At 75.3% G+C, this 21643-nt stretch carries 20 protein-coding genes and 1 tRNA gene; 15 read left to right on the plus strand and 6 right to left on the minus strand.

Going from position 1 to position 21643, the window contains the following annotated elements; translation table 11 throughout:
• Positions 1-3 precede the first annotated feature (3 nt).
• From prpB to AS188_RS08775, 3 genes are all read right to left on the minus strand, one after another.
• On the minus strand, positions 4-912 hold the full coding sequence (gene prpB / locus AS188_RS08765; protein ID WP_058858530.1) for a methylisocitrate lyase: 909 nt from the start codon (positions 910-912) through the stop codon (positions 4-6).
• Between the two features lie 2 nt (positions 913-914).
• On the minus strand, positions 915-2435 hold the full coding sequence (locus AS188_RS08770) for an MmgE/PrpD family protein (protein ID WP_058858531.1): 1521 nt from the start codon (positions 2433-2435) through the stop codon (positions 915-917).
• An 86-nt stretch (positions 2436-2521) separates the two neighbouring features.
• On the minus strand, positions 2522-3187 hold the full coding sequence (locus tag AS188_RS08775) for a GntR family transcriptional regulator (protein WP_058858532.1): 666 nt from the start codon (positions 3185-3187) through the stop codon (positions 2522-2524).
• A 280-nt stretch (positions 3188-3467) separates the two neighbouring features.
• On the opposite strand from AS188_RS08775, the gene AS188_RS08780 reads away from it, so the two are divergent.
• Positions 3468-5429 carry a propionyl-CoA synthetase gene (locus tag AS188_RS08780; protein WP_058858533.1) on the plus strand — a complete coding sequence of 654 codons (1962 nt, stop codon included), beginning with the start codon at positions 3468-3470 and terminating at the stop codon, positions 5427-5429.
• A 110-nt stretch (positions 5430-5539) separates the two neighbouring features.
• Here AS188_RS08780 and AS188_RS08785 read toward each other — a convergent pair whose 3' ends face one another.
• On the minus strand, positions 5540-6253 hold the full coding sequence (locus tag AS188_RS08785) for a response regulator (RefSeq protein WP_058858534.1): 714 nt from the start codon (positions 6251-6253) through the stop codon (positions 5540-5542).
• Positions 6250-7881 (minus strand): sensor histidine kinase, encoded by a 1632-nt coding sequence (locus AS188_RS08790; protein WP_058858535.1) that lies wholly within the window; start codon positions 7879-7881, stop codon positions 6250-6252. Before AS188_RS08790 ends, AS188_RS08785 begins: the two co-directional genes overlap by 4 nt.
• Before the next feature lie 157 nt (positions 7882-8038).
• On the opposite strand from AS188_RS08790, the gene AS188_RS08795 reads away from it, so the two are divergent.
• The 9 genes from AS188_RS08795 to AS188_RS08835 all read left to right on the plus strand — a co-directional run bounded on the left by AS188_RS08795 (position 8039) and on the right by AS188_RS08835 (position 16943).
• Positions 8039-9427 (plus strand): cation:dicarboxylate symporter family transporter, encoded by a 1389-nt coding sequence (locus AS188_RS08795; RefSeq protein WP_058858536.1) that lies wholly within the window; start codon positions 8039-8041, stop codon positions 9425-9427.
• Positions 9428-9622: 195 nt separating this feature from the next.
• Positions 9623-10516 (plus strand): ParA family protein, encoded by an 894-nt coding sequence (locus AS188_RS08800; protein ID WP_058858537.1) that lies wholly within the window; start codon positions 9623-9625, stop codon positions 10514-10516.
• A complete protein-coding gene (locus AS188_RS08805) occupies positions 10516-11418 on the plus strand; it encodes a segregation and condensation protein A (RefSeq protein WP_058858538.1) in 903 nt (300 codons plus the stop codon). Before AS188_RS08800 ends, AS188_RS08805 begins: the two co-directional genes overlap by 1 nt.
• Positions 11415-12044: an SMC-Scp complex subunit ScpB gene (scpB, locus tag AS188_RS08810; RefSeq protein WP_058858539.1), complete on the plus strand. Its 630-nt coding sequence runs from the start codon at positions 11415-11417 to the stop codon at positions 12042-12044. The genes AS188_RS08805 and scpB overlap by 4 nt, the downstream gene beginning before the upstream one ends.
• Before the next feature lie 9 nt (positions 12045-12053).
• On the plus strand, positions 12054-13292 hold the full coding sequence (locus AS188_RS08815; protein WP_186815365.1) for a pseudouridine synthase: 1239 nt from the start codon (positions 12054-12056) through the stop codon (positions 13290-13292).
• A gap of 9 nt (positions 13293-13301) precedes the next feature.
• The gene (locus tag AS188_RS08820; protein WP_058858541.1) at positions 13302-14435 is read left to right on the plus strand and encodes a prephenate dehydrogenase; all 1134 of its coding nucleotides are present in this window, start codon (positions 13302-13304) and stop codon (positions 14433-14435) included.
• Positions 14432-15169 carry a (d)CMP kinase gene (gene cmk, locus AS188_RS08825; protein WP_236944952.1) on the plus strand — a complete coding sequence of 246 codons (738 nt, stop codon included), beginning with the start codon at positions 14432-14434 and terminating at the stop codon, positions 15167-15169. The genes AS188_RS08820 and cmk overlap by 4 nt, the downstream gene beginning before the upstream one ends.
• Positions 15170-15241: 72 nt before the next feature.
• Entirely contained in the window at positions 15242-16786 is a 1545-nt protein-coding gene (gene der, locus AS188_RS08830; RefSeq protein WP_058858542.1) for a ribosome biogenesis GTPase Der, read from the plus strand.
• An 83-nt stretch (positions 16787-16869) separates the two neighbouring features.
• Positions 16870-16943 (plus strand) — tRNA-Pro (locus tag AS188_RS08835).
• 94 nt (positions 16944-17037) lie between these two features.
• Here the strand turns inward: AS188_RS08835 and AS188_RS08840 are convergent.
• A complete protein-coding gene (locus tag AS188_RS08840; protein WP_058858543.1) occupies positions 17038-17952 on the minus strand; it encodes a PfkB family carbohydrate kinase in 915 nt (304 codons plus the stop codon).
• 168 nt (positions 17953-18120) lie between these two features.
• On the opposite strand from AS188_RS08840, the gene AS188_RS08845 reads away from it, so the two are divergent.
• From AS188_RS08845 to AS188_RS08865, 5 genes are all read left to right on the plus strand, one after another.
• Positions 18121-19131 carry an adenosine deaminase gene (locus AS188_RS08845; RefSeq protein ID WP_169797997.1) on the plus strand — a complete coding sequence of 337 codons (1011 nt, stop codon included), beginning with the start codon at positions 18121-18123 and terminating at the stop codon, positions 19129-19131.
• A gap of 79 nt (positions 19132-19210) precedes the next feature.
• Positions 19211-19597: a glycine cleavage system protein GcvH gene (gene gcvH, locus AS188_RS08850; RefSeq protein ID WP_058858544.1), complete on the plus strand. Its 387-nt coding sequence runs from the start codon at positions 19211-19213 to the stop codon at positions 19595-19597.
• Between the two features lie 170 nt (positions 19598-19767).
• Positions 19768-20223 carry an FHA domain-containing protein gene (locus AS188_RS08855; protein WP_058858545.1) on the plus strand — a complete coding sequence of 152 codons (456 nt, stop codon included), beginning with the start codon at positions 19768-19770 and terminating at the stop codon, positions 20221-20223.
• Between the two features lie 9 nt (positions 20224-20232).
• Entirely contained in the window at positions 20233-21003 is a 771-nt protein-coding gene (ftsR, locus tag AS188_RS08860) for a transcriptional regulator FtsR (RefSeq protein WP_058858546.1), read from the plus strand.
• A 1-nt stretch (position 21004) separates the two neighbouring features.
• Positions 21005-21529 carry a bifunctional nuclease family protein gene (locus AS188_RS08865; RefSeq protein ID WP_058858547.1) on the plus strand — a complete coding sequence of 175 codons (525 nt, stop codon included), beginning with the start codon at positions 21005-21007 and terminating at the stop codon, positions 21527-21529.
• Positions 21530-21643: the final 114 nt, after the last annotated feature.

The raw sequence follows: 21643 nt of genomic DNA on the forward strand, positions 1-21643 counted from the left end.
GGATCAGCGGTGCAGGCCGGGGACCTCGAAGTCGAAGATCCCCGAGTCGAACCGGTTGTAGCCGGTGTAGTCCACGAGCTCGTAGAGCCGGGCGCGGGTGAGCATCTCGTCCACGGCGGCCTGCTGGGTGCCGTCGGCGCGCAGGGTGGTCAGCACCCGCTCCATCGCCCCGAGGGCGCTGCGCAGCAGCGTGACGGGGTAGATGACCATGTTGACCCCCACGTCCTGGAGCTGGTCAAGGGTGAACAGCTCCGACTTCCCGAACTCCGTCATGTTCGCCAGGATCGGCACGTCGACCGCGGCGCGCATGGCCTCGAACTCCGACAGGTCGGCCATCGCCTCCGGGAAGATCGCGTCCGCCCCGGCGTCGACGAGGGCCTTCGCCCGGTCGGTGGCGGCCTTCAGGCCATCCACCCCGCGGACGTCGGTGCGGGCCATCACCAGGAAGTCCGGGTCGCGGCGGGCCTGGGCGGCGGCGGCCACGCGCTTGACGGCCGTCTCCAGGTCCACGACGTTCTTCCCGTCCAGGTGCCCGCAGCGCTTGGGGTTGAACTGGTCCTCGATGTGGCACCCGGCAAGCCCCGCGTTCTCGAGCTCCTGCACGGTGCGGGCCACGTTCATCGGCTCGCCGAAGCCGGTGTCGGCGTCGACCAGGCACGGCAGGTCCGTGACCCGGGCGATCTGCCCGGCCCGCTGCGCGACCTCCGGCAGGGCCGTGAGGCCGATGTCCGGGAAGCCCAGCTCGTTGGCGAGCACGGCCCCGGAGATGTAGACGCCGTCGAAGCCCTGCTCGGCGATCAGCTTCGTGGACAGCGGGGTGAAGGCCCCGGGGAACTGCACGGTGCGCCCGGAGGAGAGCATCTCGCGCAGCGCCCGGCGCTTGGCCTCGGGGGTGGTGGTGGAGAACAGCATGCTCAGAAGACTCCCTTCGTGCCGGTGCGCAGGGTGCGGGCGGCGGTGACGTTGAGCGCGTCCAGCTCCCCGGCCCCGAGCGAGGTGAGGTTCTCGGCCGCGGCGATGAACCGGTCGAGCTCGGCGTCCTCGACGATGCCCTCCGCCAGGGTGCGCAGTTTCGCGACGTACTGCTCGCGGGCGAAGGGACGGGCGCCCAGCGGGTGGGCGTCGGCCACCGCGATCTCCTCGACGACGGTGGACCCGTCCGACAGGACGATCTCGGCGCGGCCGCCGAAGGCCTTCTCCTGGGGGTCGAGGGAGTGGTAGCGGCGGGTCCACTCGGCGTCCTCGGCGGTGGTGACCTTGTGCCACAGGGACACCGTGTCGGGGCGGCCGGCGCGCTCCGGGGCGTAGGAGTCCACGTGGTGCCAGGCGCCGTCCTGGAGGGCGACCGTGAAGATGTAGGGGATCGAGTGGTCGAGGGTCTCCCGGGTGGCGGCCGGGTCGTACTTCTGCGGGTCCCCCGCCCCGGAGCCGATCACGTAGTGGGTGTGGTGGGAGGTGTGCAGCACGATCCGCTCGATCCGGGAGGGATCGGCCAGCTCGGGGCGCTCGCGGTGCAGCTTCCGGGCGAGGTCGATCCAGGCCTGGGCCTGGTACTCGGCGGAGTGCTCCTTGGTGTAGGTGTCGAGGATGGCCCGCTTGGCCTCGCCCGGGGCGGGCAGCGGCACCTCGTAGCAGGCCCCGGGGCCGTCCAGCAGCCACGCGATGACGCCGTCCTCGCCCTCGTAGATGGGGGTGGGGGAGGTCTGCCCGCGCATCGCCCGGTCGACGGCCTCGACGGCCATCTTGCCGGCGAAGGCGGGGGCGTGGGCCTTCCACGTGGAGATCTCGCCCTTGCGGGACTGACGCGTCGCGGTCGTGGTGTGCAGGCCCTGGCCGATGGCGTGGAAGATCGTCGGCACGTCGAGCCCGAGCAGCGTCCCGATCCCGGCCGCGGCGGAGGGGCCGAGGTGGGCCACGTGGTCGATCTTGTGCTTGTGCAGGCAGATCGACTTCACCAGGTCGACCTGGAGCTCGTAGCCGGTGGCGATCCCGCGCACCAGGTCCGCACCGGAGGCCCCGGCGTGCTGGGCGACGGCGAGGATCGGCGGGATGTTGTCCCCGGGGTGGGAGTACTCCGCGGCCAGGAAGGTGTCGTGGTAGTCGAGCTCGCGCACTGCCACGCCGTTGGCCCAGGCCGCCCACTCGGGGGAGACCTTCCGCTCGCCGGGGTGCACGCCGAACAGCGCCGAGCCGGTGCCGCCGGGGGTCGCGGCGTGGGCCAGGGCCTGGTCGCGGGCGGAGACGATCGGGCCCCGGTCCAGGGAGGCGATGGCCACGGAGGCGTTGTCGAGGATCCGGTTGATCACCATCTCGGTGACCTCGGGGGTCACCTCGACCGGATCGGCGGCGACCTCGGCCATCTTCCAGGCCAGCTGCTCCTCGCGGGGCAGGTTGTCCGCGGACGGGTGGACGCGCACGGTGTGCAGGACGGTCATGGGTCTTCCTCTCGGGTGTTCCGGTCGGGGCGGTCGGTGGTTCGGGGGTGCGTGGGCCGGGGGCGGGCCCGCCGTGCCGGGCGGGCTCAGCCGGCCTCGTCCAGCGGCGGGGCGGGGGCCACCCACTCGCGCACGGGCGTGGTGAGCACCGCCTGCAGCGAGTTGGCCAGGTGGACGCGGGTGGCGGCCTCGGCGAGCTCCTCGGCGCCCGCGGCGATCGCCCGGGCGATCTGGGCGTGCTCGGCGGCGGCCCGCACGAGACGGTCGGGGTTGGTGCGGGAGAGCTTGCGCACCCGCGCCAGGTGCAGGCGCAGGGAGCGCTGGGCGGAGGCGAGGTAGGTGTTGCCGGCGGCCTCGTCGATGGCCCGGTCCATGCGCTCGACGAGCTCGTAGTAGCCGCCCCGCTCCGCCCCCGGGGCCGCGGCTGCCTCCAGCTCGGCGGCCAGGCCCTCGAAGACCCGGGGGTCGCGGCGGCGCGCGGCGAGCCGGGCCGCCCGGCAGTCCAGGGCCTCCCGCAGCTCGAACAGCGCGCGGACGTCCTCGAGGGAGACCTGGGAGACGACGACCCCGCGGCCGCGGTGGGGCTCCGCGAGCCCGTCCGCCGTCAGCCGGCTCAGGGCCTCGCGCACGGGCGTGCGGGAGATGCCGAAGCGCTCGGACTGCTCGACCTCGCCGAGCAGCTGCCCCGGCAGCAGCCGCCACTCGACGATGTCCTCGCGCAGGGCCTGGTAGGCGCGCTCGCTGGCTCGCACGGCGGCCTCCTTCCTCGCTCCCGGTCCGCGGCCGGGGGCCGCGGGTCCGGTCCGGTGATCCATCTCACAGGACATCGTCAGTGTATACACAACAGCCCCAGGTTAGCTAGGTTCCGGCCAGATGTCCCGAACTTTCCGCCAGTTGTGTATACACACCCCTTGTCGGGTGTGATCCCTGCCACTAGATTGGCAGACACGACCAGCGCCCTGCCGCCGCCCCGCCCGCGTGCCGACGCGGGCGGGGCGGCCGGCACGGCACCCGCGAGGCACCGGAGGAACCATGAGCGACGACCGTCCCACCCCGCCGCAGGACGCACCGGCCGGCCCCGGCTACGCCGAGGTCTACCGCCGCAGCACCGAGGACCCGGAGGGCTTCTGGCTCGAGGCGGCCCGGGCCGTGGACTGGGACGAGCCGCCCACCCGCGCCCTCGACGATAGCTCGGCGCCCCTCTACCGATGGTTCCCCGACGGCCGGCTCAACACCGCCTACAACGCCCTGGACCGCCACGTGGAAGCCGGCCACGGCGAGCGCACCGCCCTGATCTACGACTCCGCGGTCCTGGGCGTGCAGGAGCACTACAGCTACGCGCGGCTGCGCGACGAGGTCGCCCGCTTCGCCGGGGCGCTCGCCGCCCGGGGCGTCGGCAGGGGCGACCGCGTGCTCATCTACCTGCCGATGATCCCGCAGGCGCCGGTGGCGATGCTCGCGTGCGCCCGCCTGGGCGCCGTGCACTCGGTCGTCTTCGGCGGCTTCGCCCCCAAGGAGCTGGCCGCCCGCATCGACGACTCCCGGCCGCGGCTGGTCGTGACCACGACCGGAGGGGTGGAGCCCAAGCGGCGGATCGAGTACATTCCCGCCGTGGAGGAGGCGCTGCGGCTGGCCGAGCACGACCCGGAGGCCGTGGTGGTGCACGAGCGGGCGGGCTTCGAGCACGACGTCGAGGGCGCCCGGGGGCGCGCCGGTCGCGACGGTCAGCCCGCGGTGCAGTGGCTGAGCTGGGACGAGGCGCTCGAGGGTGCCGAGCCGGCCGCCCCCGTGCCGGTGGCGGCCACCGATCCGCTCTACGTCCTCTACACCTCCGGCACCACCGGGGCGCCCAAGGGCGTGGTCCGGGACAACGGCGGGCACGCGGTGGCCCTGACGTGGTCGATGCGCCACGTCTACGACGTCCGGCCGGGGGACGTGATGTGGACGGCCTCCGACGTCGGCTGGGTCGTCGGGCACTCCTACATCGTCTACGGCCCGCTGCTCGCCGGGGCGACCACGGTCCTCTACGAGGGCAAGCCCGTGGGCACCCCGGACGCCGGGGCGTTCTGGCAGCGGGTGGAGGAGCACCGCGTCAAGGTGCTGTTCACCGCGCCCACGGCCCTGCGCGCGATCCGCCGGGCGGACCCGGAGGGGGAGCTCGTGCGCCGGCACGACACCGGGTCCCTCGAGACGCTGTTCGTGGCGGGGGAGCGGCTCGACCCGGAGACCTGGAGCTGGGCCGGGCGGGTGCTGGGGGTGCCCGTCGTCGACCACTGGTGGCAGACGGAGACCGGGTGGGCGATCTGCGCGAACCCCTACGGCATCGAGCGGCTGCCGCTGAAGGCCGGGTCGCCGTCCGTGCCGGTGCCCGGGTACCGGGTGGAGATCCTCGACCCGCTGGGGCAGCCCGTGGCGCCGGGGGAGGACGGCAACATCGCCCTGCGCCTGCCGCTGCCGCCGGGCACGCTGACGACGCTGTGGGGCGACGACCGGCGGTTCGTGGAGTCCTACCTCACGGCCTTCCCCGGCTACTACGCGACCGGCGACTCCGGGCACGTGGACGAGGACGGCTACGTCTACGTCATGGGCCGCACCGACGACGTCATCAACGTCTCCGGCCACCGGCTGTCCACGGGCGCGATGGAACAGGTCCTGGCGGCGCACCCGGCGGTGGCCGAGTGCGCCGTCATCGGCGTGGCCGACCCGCTCAAGGGCCAGCGCCCGGCCGGGTACGTGGTGCTCAAGGCCGGGGCGCGGATCCCCGAGGAGCAGCTGCGCACCGAGCTCGTGGCCACGGTCCGGGAGCAGATCGGGGCCGTGGCCGACTTCAAGGACGTCTTCGTGGTCGAGGCCCTGCCGAAGACCCGCTCGGGCAAGATCCTGCGCAAGACCATGCGGCAGATGGCCGACGGCCAGGAGTGGACCGTGCCCTCCACGATCGAGGACTCCTCGGTGCTCGACGCCCTGGCCGAGGTGCTCCGCCCGCCCCGCTGAGCGGACCCGGCCGGGCCCGCTCCGGAGCGTGCGTCCCCGGTCGTGTCCCGGGCGGCGGCGCCCGCCGGGAGCGGACGGACCCTCCGGGGCGCTCCGCTCCCGGCGGGCGCTCAGGGGCGGGACGGGCCGCGCCCGCCGGCCCAGCCGTACTCCTGCTCCGGGCGCCCGGGCGTCCCGTAGCGCGCCCGGCGCTCCACGAGCCCGCGCTCGGCGAGGTGCTCGAGGTAGCGGCGGGCCGTGACCCGGGACAGGGCGCTGCGCTCGGCGACCTCCCCGGCCGAGAGCCAGGCGCCGCCGCGCACCAGCTCCGTCACGGCCGCGAGCGTCTGCGGGGACAGCCCCTTCGGCGCCGGCGCCGGGGTGGACTCGCCGAGCGCGGCGAAGGCCCGGTCGACCTCGGCCTGGTCCACGGACCCCCCGCGGCCCAGCAGCCCGCGGTAGCGGCGGTAGGCGGCGAGCTTCTCCTCGAGCGCGGCGTAGGTGAAGGGCTTGATGAGGTAGCCGACCACGCCCAGGGTGCCGGCCCGGCGCACGGTGGCGACGTCCCGGTGGGCCGTGACCACGAGCAGGTCCACGGACTCGCCCGCCGCCCTCAGTCCGCGGGCCACGTCCAGCCCGGAGACGTCCGGGAGGTTCACGTCGAGCAGCACGAGGTCCACGGGCCGGCCTGCGCCCCGGGCGGCGCGCACGGCCTGCACCGCGGTGCGCCCCGACACGGCCGTGCCCGCCAGCTCGAAGCCGGGGGTGCGCCGGACGTACTCGGCGTGCGCGGCCGCGGTGAGCGGCTCGTCGTCGACCACGAGCACGCGCACCGGCGCGCTCACGCCGTGCCCCCCGGCGCGGCGGCCCCCGCGGTCCGCGGCAGCGGGAACGTCACCGTGAACACCGCGCCGCCGTCGTCGACGTGCTCGATCCGCCCGCCCCAGCGCCGGACCACCTCGCGCACCAGGTGCAGGCCCACCCCGCGGCCTTCCGGGCCCGCGGGCTTGGTCGTGCTGCCGGCCTCCCACATCGCCTCGCCCAGGCGGGTGGCCGCGCCCATCCCGGAGTCGGCGACCGTCACGACCACGGCCGGCCGCTCCTCCTCGGCGGCCCACCCGTGGGTCAGGGCGACCTCGACCACGGGCCGGGCCCGGGCGGCGTTCTCGGCGGCGGCCTCGACGGCGTTGTCCACGAGGTTGCCCACGAGCGTGACGAGGTCCGCGGGCGGGACGGGGACCGCGGGCAGGCCGGCCTCGACGTCGACGACCAGCTCGACCCCGCGCTCGTGGGCGGCGGCGGTCTTGCCGACGAGCAGCGCGGCGAGGAACGGGTCCTCGAGCCGGTCCACGAGGTCGTGGGAGAGCTCCAGGGCCCGGGCACGGTCGGCCGAGGCGAACTCGAGGGCCTCCCCGGCCCGGCCCAGCTCGAGCAGCGAGACCACCGTGTGCATCCTGTTCGCGTGCTCGTGGGTCTGCGCGCGCAGCGCCGCAGCCATCGTCGTGGCCGCGCGCAGCTGCCCGGACAGCCGCGAGATCTCGGTGTGGTCGCGCAGCACGACCACCGTCCCGCGCGCGGACAGCGCACCGCGGGCGGGCAGGGCCGAGACGATCAGGGTGCGCTCGCCGACGACGAACCACTGCTCCTGCACGGCCGTCCCGGCCAGCAGCAGCTGCTCGAGAGCCTCCGGCAGCCCCAGCCCGGCGACGGGCACGGCGGCGTGCCCGCCCGCGTCCCCCGGCGGGCCCGGCAGGCCGAGCAGCTCCCGGGCCCGGGCGTTGGCGACCTCCACCGCGCCGTCGTGGACGAGCAGCAGGCCCTCGGTGGCCTCGTTGAGCACGGCGTCGTGCAGGGCGTGCACCTGCGCGAGCTCCTCGGGCCCCCACCCGTGGGTGGCCCGGTCGAGGTAGCGGGCCATCAGCGCGGCCACGGCGGAGGAGGCCGCGAGCAGCAGCGCCCCGACCAGCAGCACCGCCGGCAGCTGCCGCAGCGCCCGCTCGGCCAGCGCGTCCAGCAGCACGCCCGTCGAGACCAGCGCGACGATCTCGCCGTCGTCGTCGCGCACCGGGGCGATCGTGCGCACCGACGGGCCCAGGTCGCCGCGCTCCGTGGACGTCCAGGACTGCCCGGCCAGCGCGTGCGTGCGGTCGCCCTGGTACGTCCGGCCCACCTCGTCCGGGTCCGGGTGGGTGAAGCGGGTCCCGTCCGGGGCCATGATCGTCACGAAGTCCAGCTCCGTGTCGGCCAGCAGCCGGTCCGTCAGGGGCTGCAGCGCCGCGTGCGGGTCGGGGGAGCGCACCGCCTCCTGCACGAAGGGGTCGTCCACCAGCGTGGTGGTCACGGCACGGGTGACGCCCACGGCCCGCTCCTCGACGGACTCGCGGGCCTGGTCGTAGAGCACCAGGGACACCGCGACGACGACGAGCACGACGACCGCGAGCTGGAGGCGCAGGAACCGCCCGGCCAGGGACATCCGCGTGCTCCTCCTCCCGCCGTCCCGCCCCTGTGGTGGGGGTCACGACCATTATGACCACAACGCGACACCGCCCCGGGCGCCGGTGAGACTCGTCACAGCCGCCCGGTCCGCCGGGCGGGACCCGTCCCAGAGCACCCCCGGCACAAGGAGAACCATGGCCGCCGTGACCACGGAGCCCGTCGACCCGAAGCGGTCCGCCCCGAAGAAGAAGGACCGGACCCACTACCTCTACATCCTCGTGATCGTCGCCGTCGTCGCCGGCGCGGTCCTGGGCCTGGCCGCCCCCGAGTTCGCGACCACCCTCAAGCCGGTGGGCACCGCCTTCATCGCGCTGATCAAGATGATGATCGCCCCGGTGATCTTCTGCACCATCGTCCTGGGCGTCGGCTCGATCGCCCGGGCGGCGACGGTCGGCAAGGTCGGCGGCCTGGCCCTGGGCTACTTCATGGCCATGTCCACCCTCGCGCTGGCCATCGGCCTGCTCGTGGGCAACTTCGTCCACCCGGGCGAGGGTCTCGACATCCAGGGCAGCGCCTACGAGGTGCCGGCGAGCTCCCACGGCGAGGACGAGGGCACGGTCGGGTTCCTGCTGGGCATCATCCCCACCACCCTGGTCTCGTCCCTGACCGAGGGCAACATCCTGCAGACCCTCTTCGTCGCCCTGATCGTGGGCTTCGCCCTGCAGCAGATGGGCGAGGCCGGCAAGCCCGTCCTCAAGGCGGTCGCCCACCTCCAGGCCCTCGTCTTCCGGATCCTCGTGATGGTCATGTGGGTCGCCCCCATCGGCGCCTTCGGCGCGATCGCCGGCGTGGTCGGCGAGACCGGGGTGCAGGCGATCGTCTCCATGGCCACCCTGATGCTCGCCTTCTACCTCACCTGCGTGCTGTTCATCGTCCTCGTGCTGGGCACCCTGCTGAAGCTCGTCACCGGCGTGAACATCTTCCGGCTGATGAAGTACCTGGCCCGGGAGTACCTGCTCATCTTCTCCACCTCCTCCTCCGAGGCCGCCCTGCCGCGGCTGATCGCCAAGATGGAGCACGCCGGGGTCTCCAAGCCGGTCGTGGGCGTGACCGTGCCCACCGGCTACTCCTTCAACCTGGACGGCACCGCGATCTACCTGACCATGGCCGCCCTGTTCGTCGCCTCGGCCATGGGCTCCCCGCTGGCCCTGGGCGAGCAGATCTCCCTGCTGGTGTTCATGATCATCGCCTCCAAGGGCGCCGCCGGCGTCACCGGCGCCGGTCTCGCGACCCTCGCCGGGGGCCTGCAGTCCCACCGGCCGGACCTGGTCGACGGGGTGGGGATCATCGTGGGCATCGACCGGTTCATGTCCGAGGCCCGCGCGCTGACCAACTTCACCGGCAACGCGGTGGCCACCCTGCTCGTGGGCAAGTGGACCCGGGAGATCGACCTCGTGCAGGTCGAGCGGGTGCTCTCCGGGCTGGACCCCTTCGACGAGGCCACCATGGACGCTGGCGTGCACGCCGCACCGGCCCGCCGGGAGGCCCCGGCCCAGGTCGCCGAGGCCGCGGCCGGGCGCTGACCGGCCCGCCCGCACCGGCCGCGCCCGTCGTCCCCTCCGGGACGGCGGGCACGGCCGGTGCCGGGGGACGGTTTGCGGGCCCCGCCCGCGGCGGCGGTACCCTGGAGGCTGATCCGGCGCCGACGACGCCCCAGGTCGGCCCCGCCGGCCGCCGGAGCCGCCCCCAGAACCCGACACGGAAGAACGGTGCCACGAGTGAGCCAGCGCAGCGACGAGCGGATCCCCGGGACGGGCCGGGACACGGCGGGGGCCGTCGGCCCCACCGGCCGCCCCGTCCGGGACTTCCCCGAGCCCCCCGAGCTGACCGAGCACGGGCCCGCGCGCATCATCGCGATGGTCAACCAGAAGGGCGGGGTCGGCAAGACCACCTCCACGATCAACCTCGGGGCCGCGCTGGCCGAGCTGGGCCGGAAGGTGCTGCTCGTGGACTTCGACCCGCAGGGCGCGCTCTCCGCAGGCCTCGGGGCGAACCCGCACGAGCTCGAGCTGACCGTCTACAACGTGATGATGGACCGCTCCGTGGACGTGTGGGACGTCGTGCAGGAGACCGAGGTCGAGGGCGTGGACCTGCTGCCGGCCAACATCGACCTCTCCGCCGCGGAGGTCCAGCTCGTGACCGAGGTCGCCCGCGAGCAGGTCCTGGCCAGCGCGCTGCGCAAGGTCGAGGAGCACTACGACGTCATCATCATCGACTGCCAGCCCTCCCTGGGGCTGCTGACGGTCAACGCCCTCACCGCCGCCCACGGGGTGATCATCCCGCTGATCGCCGAGTTCTTCGCCCTGCGGGCCGTGGCCCTGCTCGTGGACTCCATCGAGAAGGTCCAGGACCGGCTGAACCCGCGGCTGCAGATCGACGGGGTGCTCGCCACGATGTTCGACTCCCGCACCCTGCACTCCCGCGAGGTGATGGCCCGGATCGTGGACGCCTTCGGGGAGAAGGTCTTCGACACCGTGATCAAGCGCACCGTGAAGTTCCCCGACGCCACCGTGGCCGCCGAGCCGATCCTCTCCTTCGCGACCGCCCACCAGGGCGCCGAGTCCTACCGGCAGCTGGCCCGGGAACTGATCAGCCGCGGGGGCGCGCCCTGATGAGCCCCGACGAGCCCCCGGTCCCGCAGGAGGGTCCCGGGGGCTTCGCCGTGCGCCTGGAGAACTTCGCCGGGCCCTTCGACGTCCTGCTCTCCCTGATCGCCCAGCACGAGCTCGACATCACCACGGTGGCGCTGGCCACCGTCACCGACGAGTTCCTCCGGTACGTGCGCGCCCTGCAGGAGGAGGGCTCCGCCCGGGCCCTCGACGAGGCCAGCGAGTTCCTCGTCGTGGCCGCCACGCTGCTCGACCTCAAGGCCGCCCGGCTGCTGCCGCGCGGGGAGGTCGAGGACGAGGAGGACCTGGCGCTGCTCGAGGCCCGGGACCTGCTCTTCGCCCGGCTGCTGCAGTACAAGGCGTTCAAGGAGGTGGCCGGACTGCTCGACGAGCGGCTGCGGGCCGAGTCGGCGCGCCTGCCCCGGTCCGCGCCCCTGGAGCCGCAGGCCGCCGCCGCCCTGCCCGAGCTGGACTGGCGGACCACTCCCGAGCAGTTCGCCGCCCTCGCGCTCGCCGTCCTGAGCTCCCGCCCGGGGGCCCCCGCCGAGGTCGGGACGGAGCACCTGCACGGCGCCGCCGTGACCGTGCGCGACGAGGCCGAGGTGCTCGCCGGGCTGCTCGCCGACGGCCGCCCGCACGGCTTCCGCGCCCTCGTGGCCGACGCCGCCTCGGTCCTCGTGGTGGTCGTGCGCTTCCTCGCCCTGCTGGAGATGTTCCGCGACGCCGTCGTCGACCTGGTCCAGGACGGCCCCCTCGGGGAGCTGACCGTGCGCTGGACCGGAGGGCCCGGCTGGAGCGCCGACCGGCTGGCCGAGGACACGGACGGGGCCGGGGCGGCGGACCCGGCCGGCGCCCCGGCCCCGGAGGGCCCCGTCGTCGGGGGCCGGGCGGAGGTGCCCGCGTGAGCGCCCCCGCGCCGCCGCCCGGGGAGCGTGCCGGCCCCGACCTCGAGGCGCTGCCCGGCGGGCTGCGCGCGGCCGTCGAGGCGATCCTCATGGTCGCCGACGAGCCGGTGAGCGAGTACGCGATCGCGGCCGCGCTCGTGGTGCCCGTCGCCGCGGTGCAGCGGGTCCTCGACCGGCTGCGCGCCGAGTACGACGGCCGCTCGGCGGATCCGGGGTATGATGGTCAGCTGGAGCCGCGCGGCTTCGAGCTGCGCAGCACCGGCGCCGGCTGGCGGATCTACTCCCGCAGCGAGTTCGCCCCGGTGGTCTCCGCGTTCGTCGCCGAGGGGCAGACGGCCCGGCTGTCCCAGGCGGCCCTGGAGACCCTGGCCGTGGTGGCCTACCGCCAGCCCGTGAGCCGCGGGCGGATCTCCGCGATCCGCGGGGTGAACGTCGACGGCGTGGTGCGCACGCTCCTGCAGCGCGGGCTCGTGCGGGAGGTCGAGCGGGACGCCGCGTCCGGCGCCGTGCTCTACGGCACCACCGCGCTCCTGCTGGAGAAGTTGGGCATCGGCTCCCTCGACGAGCTGCCCAACCTCGCCCCCCACCTGCCCGGCATCGACCAGATCGACGACTACGAGGACTGAGACACCACCATGGCTGCTTCACGATCATCATCCGGCCGCCCCGGCGACCGGCGCGGCACCCCCGGCGGGCGTCCCGCGCAGGGCCGCGGCTCGGCCGGCAGGGCCGTGGGCGGCTCCGGCCGGGGCAAGGGCTCCGGCGCGGGCGGGGCCCGGGACCGGACCTCCGACCGCGGCGCCGCCGGCGGTTCGCGCGGTGCGGCCCAGGGCGGCCCCCGCGGTGGCGCCCAGGGCGGTTCCCGCGGTGGCGCCCAGGGCGGTTCGCGCGGTGCGGCCCAGGGCGGTCCCCGGACCGGCCCCGCGGCCGGAGGGCGCGCCGGCGCGAAGGGCGCCGCGCGCGGCGCCGGGCCGGAGCGCACCGGCCGCCAGGGCGGCCCGGCCCGCTCGGCCGGTCCTGGCGGCCCCCGGCCCTTCGCCGCCTCCGAGCGGGGGGCGCGCCGGATGCCGGCGGTCCCGCCCAAGGGCCCGCACCGCAAGCGGCGGCCCAAGAACCCGCCCGTGGACCGCCTGGACCAGCACGACCCCGCCGGCGTGCGCCTGCAGAAGCTCATGGCCCAGGCCGGCGTCGCCTCCCGGCGCGTGTGCGAGGAGATGATCGAGGCCGGCCGCGTGCAGGTCAACGGGGAGACCGTCACCGAGCTCGGTCTGCGCGTGGACCCCGCCACGGCGGAGATCCACGTGGACGGCATCCGCGTCCAGCTCGACGAGAACCTCGTCTACTACGCCTTCAACAAGCCCGAGGGCGTGCTCTCGACCATGGAGGACCCCGAGGGACGGCCGTGCGTCGCCGACTTCCTGGACCACCGCCGCAACGAGCGCGTCTTCCACGTCGGCCGCCTCGACGTGGAGACCGAGGGCCTGCTGCTGCTGACCAACGACGGCGAGCTCGCCAACCGCCTCACCCACCCCTCCTACGAGGTCCCCAAGACCTACCTCGTGCAGGTCCGCGGGCCCATGGACAAGGGCATCGGCGCCGCCATGAAGGCCGGCATCGAGCTCGAGGACGGCCCGGCGAGGGTCGACTCGTTCCGCCTCGTCGACTCGACCCCCGGCCACCTGCTCGTGGAGGTCGTCCTGCACTCCGGGCGCAACCGGATCGTGCGCCGGCTCTTCGACGCGGTGGGCCACCCCGTGGAGAAGCTGGTGCGCACCCAGGTCGGCCCGATCCGCATCGGCGACCAGCGCCAGGGCACCGTCCGCCGCCTGTCGAAGACCGAGGTCGGGCACCTGCTCGCCTCGGTCGGGATGTGAGGAACGGCGGTGGCAGCGCGCACCCCCGGGGCTGAGCCCGCGACGCCCCCCGCCGCGACCGAGGGCCCCGTCCTCGTGGTCGGCGCCGGGCTGCTCGGGGCGAGCATCGGCCTCGGGCTGCGCCACCTCGGGGTGGAGGTCTGGCTCCAGGACGCCTCCCCGACCGCCGAGGCCGTCGCCGAGGACATCGGCGCCGGCCGCTCCTGCCGCGCCGCGGCGGAGGACCGGGTCCCGGAGCCGGGCCTCGTCGTCGTCGCCGTCCCGCCCGACGTCGCCGCCGAGACGGTCGCCCGGGCGCTGGAGGAGCACCCCGCGGCCGTCGTCCTCGACGTCGCCTCCGTCAAGGAGGCCGTGCTCGAGGGCGTGCGCGCCCGCGGGGCCGACCTCACCCGCTACGTGGGCACCCACCCGATGGCCGGGCGCGAGCGCTCCGGGCCGGTGGCCGCCCGCGGGGAGCTGTTCACGTCCATGCCGTGGGTCGTGTGCGACTCCGGCAGCTCCTCGCCCGCCGCGCTGGCGGCCGCCCGGCACCTGGCCGTGGACCTCGGGGCGACCGTGACGTTCATGGACGCCCGCGAGCACGACGCCACGGTCGCGCTGATCTCCCACCTGCCGCAGGTGATGTCCTCGCTGCTGGCCTCCCGGCTGCAGGAGACCCCGCTGCACCACCTGTCGCTGGCCGGGCAGGGGCTGCGGGACACCACCCGCATCGCCGCCTCCGACCCGGGGCTGTGGGTGCAGATCCTCGCCGCCAACGCCGGGCCCGTCGTGGCCGCCCTGCACGGGGTCCGGGAGGACCTCGACCGCCTGATCGCCACGCTCGAGGCCCCCCGGGCCCCCGGCGCGCGCCTAGACATCGCCCAGCTGATGGCCGAGGGCAACGCCGGGCGGGCGCGGATCCCCGGCAAGCACGGCGGCGCGCCCCGGGCCTTCGAGACCGTCACGGTCCTCGTCGGCGACGTGCCCGGCCAGCTGGCCCGCCTGCTGGCCGAGATCGGGGAGATCGGCGTCAACCTCGAGGACCTGCGCCTCGAGCACTCCCCGGGACAGCCCGTGGGCCTCGCCGAGGTCTCGGTGCTGCCCCACCGCCGCAAGGAACTGATCGAGGCGCTCCAGGAGCGCGGATGGAAGGTCGTGCAGTGAACACGGGTCCCACCGAAGCAGTCGTCGCGTTCCCCGGCGGGGCGCCCGCCGGGGCGGGGGAGGAGCCCCTGGTCGTCGCCATCGACGGCCCCTCGGGCTCCGGGAAGTCGAGCGTCGCCAAGGAGGTGGCCCGCCGCTTCGGCCTCGCCTACCTGGACACCGGGGCGATGTACCGCGCCCTGACCTGGTGGTGCCTCGAGCAGGGCGTGGACCTGACCGACGCCGCCGCCGTGGCCGGGGCCGCGGCCGCGCTGCCCCTCGAGCAGGGCACCGACCCCGACCGCGAGGTGGTGGTCGTCGGCGGCACCGACGTCGCCGCCGCGATCCGCGGCTCGCGCGTGACCGACGCCGTCAGCGCGGTCGCCACCCACCCCGCGGCCCGGGCCGTGCTCGTGGCCCGCCAGCAGCAGGTCGTCGCCGCCAGCGGCCGGCGGATCGTGGCCGAGGGCCGCGACATCACCACGGTCGTGGCCCCCGACGCCGACGCCCGGATCCTGCTCACCGCGGACGAGCGGGCCCGGATGGCCCGCCGCGGCCTGCAGCTGGGCGGGGAGCAGGACGCCGAGCGCCTGCACCGCCAGGTCGTGGGCCGCGACGCCAAGGACGCCACGGTCGTCGACTTCACCCGCGCCGCGGACGGCGTCGTGACCGTCGACTCCTCCGAGCTGACGGTCGAGCAGACCGTCCAGGCCGTGATCGACGTCGTCGTCCGCGCCGCCGGGCGCCCCGCCTAGACTGGCGCCGGGGACCGCCCCGCTCCGCCACCCGCACCCGAACCGGCCGTACCGGCCCAGCGAAGGACAGCCATGACCGGCACCCCCGAGACCCCCGAGCACGCCCACGACGACGAGACCTACGGGCCCGCGACCGACGACGTCGCCGAGCGGCTCGCGGCCCTCGACGACGACGAGGCCGAGCAGCGGGCCCGCGTGCTGCGCGCCGGGCTGGAGGACTACGAGCTCGACGACGAGGACGCCGCCCTGCTCGAGGACTGGAGCGGGGCGGAGGAGGAGGCCCCGGCCCGACGGCCCGCGCCGGTGCTGGCCGTCGTGGGCCGGCCCAACGTCGGCAAGTCCACCCTGGTCAACCGCATCCTCGGCCGCCGCGAGGCGGTCGTGGAGGACGTCCCCGGGGTGACCCGCGACCGCGTCTCCTACCGGGCCACCTGGAACGGGCGCAACTTCACCCTCGTGGACACCGGCGGGTGGGAGTACGACGCCAAGGGCATCAACGCCCGCGTCGCCGAGCAGGCCGAGCTCGCCGTGGAGCGCGCCGACGCCGTGCTGCTGGTCCTCGACACCACCGTGGGGGTCACCGCCGCCGACGAGGCCATCGTGAAGATGCTCCGCCGGGTGAAGAAGCCGGTCGTGCTCGTGGCCAACAAGGTCGACTCCCCGGCCCTCGAGGTCGAGGCCACCTACCTGTGGTCCCTCGGCATGGGCGAGCCCCACCCCGTCTCCGCGCTGCACGGGCGCGGCGCCGCCGACGCCCTGGACGCGGCCGTGGCCGCCCTGCCCGAGTTCTCCGCCGTGGGCGGGACCGAGATCACGGGCGGGCCCCGCCGCGTGGCGCTCATCGGCCGGCCCAACGTGGGCAAGTCCTCGCTGCTGAACCGGCTCGCCGGCACGGAGCGCGTCGTCGTCGACCCCCTGGCCGGCACGACCCGCGACCCCGTCGACGAGATCGTCGAGCTGGGCGGGAAGCCGTGGCGGTTCATCGACACCGCCGGCATCCGCCGCCGCGTGCACATGCAGCAGGGCGCCGACTTCTACGCCTCCCTGCGCACCCAGGCCGCGCTCGAGCGCGCCGAGGTCGCGGTGGTGCTGCTGGCCGCCGACGAGGTGCTCTCCGAGCAGGACGTGCGGATCCTGCAGATGGCCGTGGACTCCGGGCGCGCGCTCGTGCTCGCGTTCAACAAGTGGGACCTCGTGGACGAGGACCGCCGCTACTACCTCGAGAAGGAGATCGACCGCGACCTCGCCCACGTGGCGTGGGCCCCGCGCGTGAACGTCTCCGCGCGCACCGGCTGGCACAAGGACAAGCTGGTGCCCGCCCTCGAGACGGCGCTCGAGTCGTGGGACACCCGCATCCCCACCGGCCGGCTCAACGCGTTCCTCGGCGAGATCGTCGCCGCCCACCCGCACCCGGTGCGCGGCGGCAAGCAGCCCCGCATCCTCTTCGGCACCCAGGCCTCCTCCCGGCCCCCCAAGTTCGTGCTGTTCACCAGCGGGTTCCTCGAGCCGGGCTACCGGCGCTTCATCACCCGCCGGCTGCGCGAGACCTTCGGCTTCCGGGGCACCCCGATCGAGGTCTCGATGCGGGTGCGCGAGAAGCGGGCGCGCCGGCGCTGACCCGCCCGGGCGCCGAGATGAATTCCGCCCGGGGTTGCTGTATGGTGTTGCGAGTGCTCAGGGCGGGAACGCACTGAGGAATTCGGGCTGTGGCGCAGCTTGGTAGCGCACTTGACTGGGGGTCAAGGGGTCGCAGGTTCAAATCCTGTCAGCCCGACGAATTCGAGGCCGGTGGACCGCGGGAACGCGGACCACCGGCCTCTTCCCGTGCCCGGGCCCCGGCACGGTCCCCGGGCGAGGGGCCGGGACCCTCAGCCGCGCGGGGCCTGCCGCCGCACGAGCTCGGGGGACAGCCCCGGGCGCCCGCCCGCCGTGCCGGCGACCTGCGCGGAGGCGACCGCCGCCCACCGGGCGGCGGTGCCGGGCTCCTCGCCGTGCAGCAGCCCGACCGCCAGCGCCGCGACGAACGCGTCGCCCCCGCCCGTGGGGTCCACCGGGTCCGGCTCGAGGTGGGGGAGGACCACGTGCCCGCCGGGCCAGGCCACGACGTCCGCGCCCTCGGGGCTCGCCAGGGCGACGACGCGCGGGCCCCGCCCCAGCAGCTCCCGCGCCGCCCGGACCGTCCCGGCCGTGTCCCCGGGGGCCCGGCCGGTCAGCGCCGCGGTCTCGGCGGTGTCCGCGCGGACCGCGTCGGCGCGGTCCAGGACCAGCTCCCGGACCCGCTCGTCGTCCGGGGCGCCGTCGGCGACGACCAGCGACCCGGGGGCGACGGCGCGCAGCGCCTCGGCCACGGACGGGCCGGGCTGCTGGAGCTGCAGGAGCACGGCGTCGGCGCCGCCGAGGAGCGCGGCGGCCGCCCGCACGTCGTCCGGGCGCAGCAGGACCTCCTCCGGGACGTCCTCGAGCAGCCGGCGGACCCCCGGCGGGCCGACCACGTCGACCAGCAGCGCGGTGGCCGCCCCGTCCCGGCGGACCACGCCGGTCACGTCGATGCCGTCGGCGGCCGCCGCGGCCAGGGCGTCCGCGCCCGCGGCGTCGGCGCCCACGACGGCCACCAGCGCGGCCCGCGCCCCGAGCTGGCGGCAGCCCACGGCCTGGTTGGCGCCCTTGCCCCCGAGCAGCTCCCGGCGCCGGCGCACCGGCGCGGCCCCGCCCTCCGGGGGGACCCCGTCCACCTCCAGGACCAGGTCCCGCCCGACCTGCCCGACCACCACGATCCCGCCCATGCCGTCCTCCTGCTCCGTGCCGTCCCGTCGCTGCCCGGGGCGCCGCCCGCTGCCGGGACGGCCCCCGGGGCGAGCCTAGGCGAGCCGCCCGCCGCACGCCGGGCGCCGGTGCGTAGGATGCGGGGAGCGCGCCCGCCCGGGCGCGCCGGAGCGCAGGAGGAGAAGACGGTGGCGGACGCGCGGAAGGACCTGGACGCCCTGCCCAAGGCGGAGCTGCACCTGCACGTCGAGGGCACCCTGGAGCCGGAGCTCGCGTTCGAGCTGGCCGAGCGCAACGGGGTGGACCTCCCGTACGCCTCGGTCGAGGAGCTGAGACGGCAGTACGACTTCGAGGACCTCTCCTCCTTCCTGGAGCTCTACTACGCGACCACGGCCGTCCTGCGCGGGTCCGCCGACTTCGAGGCCCTCACGAGCGCCTACCTCGACCGCGCCGCCGCGCAGGGGCTGCGCCACGTCGACCTGTTCTTCGACCCCCAGGCCCACACCGTCCGGGGCGTGCCGCTGACGGCGGTCGTGGAGGGCGTCCGCGCCGGCCTGGACGCGGCCCGGGAGGAGCGGGGGATCACGAGCACCCTGATCATGTGCTTCCTGCGCGACCGGCCCGTGGCCGAGGCCCTCGAGCTGGTCGACGCCGCGGTGGCGCAGCCGGGCCTGGTCGACGGCGTCGGCCTGGACTCCGCCGAGGTGGGCCACCCGCCGGGGCTGTTCGAGGAGGTCTTCGCCCGGGCCCGGGCCGCGGGGCTGCACGTCGTCGCCCACGCCGGGGAGGAGGCCGGTCCCGAGTACGTCCGGGAGGCCCTCGACGTGCTGGGCGTCGAGCGGGTGGACCACGGCATCCAGTGCCTGCGCGACCCCGCCCTCGTCGAGCGGCTCGTGCGGGAGCGGATGCCGCTGACCGTCTGCCCGTTCTCGAACGTGCGCCTGCGGGTGGTCGGCGAGCTCGCCGACCACCCGGTGCTGCGGATGCTCGAGGCGGGGCTCGTGGTCACCGTCAACTCCGACGACCCGGCGTACTTCGGCGGCTACGTGGGGGACAACTTCCGGGGCCTGCGGGAGGCGCTGGGGCTGACCGACGCCCAGGCCGAGACCCTGGCCCGCCACGCCGTCGACGCCTCGTTCGCCGGTCCCGGCCGCCGCCGGGAGCTGCACGCCGAGATCAACGCGTGGGCCGCCGGCTGAGCCCCGCGGCGCGCCCCGGACGCCGGGGCGCCGTGTGCCATAATCGAGCCGACCGCACCCGACGGACCAGGAGTGACCCATGAGCACCGTTCCCGCCGACCTGTCCTACACGGCCGAGCACGAGTGGATCGCCGCGCCCGACGCCGAGGGCGCGGTGCGGATCGGCATCACCGACCACGCGCAGAGCGAGCTGGGCGACGTCGTCTTCGTCCAGCTGCCCGAGGTCGGCGAGGCCGTCGAGGCGGGTGCGGCCGTCGGGGAGATCGAGTCCACGAAGTCGGTCAGCGACATCTTCGCCCCCGTCGCCGGCGAGGTCGTGGCCGTCAACGAGCGGCTGCAGGACGAGCCCGGCGTCGTCAACTCCTCGCCCTACGGGGACGGCTGGCTCTTCGCGGTCCGCCCCTCCGCCGAGGACCACCGGGCCGGGCTGCTGGACGCCGAGGGCTACACCGCCCAGATCGGCTGACCCGGCCCTCCCCGGCAGCGGCCCCCGCGCCGCGCCCCGTCGCACCCACCCGGTACACTGAGCACCATCCGGGCGGCTCCGGCCGCCGCCCGGGACACCGCCGGGAAGGCGGTTGTGCGGCCGGGGTCCGGCACGGACCAGTCGTCCACCACCACGAGTCGAGGGAACAGATGTCCACACAGCGCCACGGCCCGAAGGTCCCCCAGGGGGAGCCGGACACCACGTCGATCCAGATCGTGGGCGAGGTCCTCTCCCGCGCGGCCTCGCACAAGCTCTCCCCGGAGGAGAACGCCGCCGTCGCGGCGCTGCCCCCGCGCTCCGCGCTGCTCGTGGCCCACGACGGCGCCGGCGCCGGCTCGCGCTTCCTGCTGGACCGGGACGAGGTCCCCGCCGGGCGGCACCCGTCCTCGGAGATCTTCCTCGACGACGTCACCGTCTCGCGACGCCACGCCCGCTTCGTGCGCCGCGGTGAGACCTTCGAGCTCTTCGACGCCGGCTCCCTCAACGGCACCTACGTCAACGGCGACCGCGTCGACCACGTCGTGCTCGACAACGGCGACGAGGTGCAGATCGGGAAGTTCCGGTTCACGTTCTACCGTTCCCTGCGTCAGCAGCCGGAGCAGTAGAAGGGAGTCATGACCGACCACGCGCACGCCGCCTCCGCCCGGGACGAACCGGCGCCGGTTCCCCGGGTGGGCATCAGCGCCGTGCTCAAGGAGCTCGGGGAGGACCACCCCGGCATCACGGCCTCGAAGCTGCGCTTCCTCGAGGACCAGGGCCTCGTGCACCCCGCCCGCACGGCCTCGGGCTACCGCAAGTTCTCCCGCGCGGACATCGCCCGGATCCGGCGGGTCCTGGAGCTGCAGCGCGACCGCTATCTGCCGCTGAGGGTCATCCGCGACCGCCTCGACGCCGAGGAGCGCGAACCCGTCCCCGGGGCCGCGGACCACGACGACGAGCGCCGCCCCGCCCCGGGGGAGGCCGCCGCGCCCGTCACGGCACCGCTGCCGGTCGTGCCCCCGGCGCGCGCCTACTCGCTGCGGGAACTGGCCGCCCGGACAGGGGCCGGGGTCCCGCTCGTGCGCGAGCTCGTGAGCTACGGCCTGATCCGCGAGCAGGGCGGGGCCTTCGACGACCACGCCCTCGAGATCACCCGTGCAGCGCTGGCCCTGACCGCCCACGGGCTCGAGCCGCGCCACCTGCGCCCCTTCAAGGCCGCCGCGGACCGCGAGCTCGGCCTCGTCGAGCAGGCCGTGGCCCCGCTGGCCTCCCGGCGCGACCCCGCCTCCCGGGCCCGGGCCGCGGAGCGGGCCCAGGAGATCTCCGGGCTGTGCCTGACGATCCACACCTCGCTGGTCCGCTCCGAGATCGCGGCGCTGCAGGAGCGCGCGGGACTGGAGGGCTGAGATGGCCGTGCACCAGGTCCTCATGGAGATCGCCGGCGTGCGCATGGACGTCCCCTCGGCGCAGCCGGTGGTCGTGCTGCGCGAGGTCGAGGGCGGGCGCCACCTGCCGATCTGGATCGGCACCAACGAGGCGACGTCGATCGTCTTCGCCGTCCAGGGCATCGACCCGCCCCGCCCGCTCACCCACGACCTCGTGCTGTCGGTGGCCACCGCGTTCGGGCGCACGCTGACCCGGGTGCGCATCCACACGGTCGACGAAGGCGTCTTCCACGCGGCCCTGGAGTTCTCCGACGGCACGGTCGTGGACTCCCGGGCCTCGGACGCCATCGCCCTGGCCGCCCGCACCGACTGCCCGATCCTGTGCACCGAGACCGTCCTGGACGAGGCGGGGCTCGTGATGAGCGCCGACGGCGAGCTGCGCGAGCCCGAGCACCGCGACGGTGGGGGCGGGGAGCAGGTCCCCCCGGAGACCCAGGTCCAGCAGTTCCGCGACTTCCTGGACAACGTCGACCCCGAGGACTTCTGAGCCCGACCGGGCGGCGGCCGCCGACACGGCCGCCGGCCGGTCCCGCCGTCTTTGACCCGGCCGCGGGGGAGGTCTAACGTCGACCGTAGTGCGCGCACCCCCGCCGGGATCCGG

Source organism: Kocuria flava (genome assembly GCF_001482365.1).
Taxonomy (GTDB): Bacteria; Actinomycetota; Actinomycetes; order Actinomycetales; family Micrococcaceae; genus Kocuria; species Kocuria flava.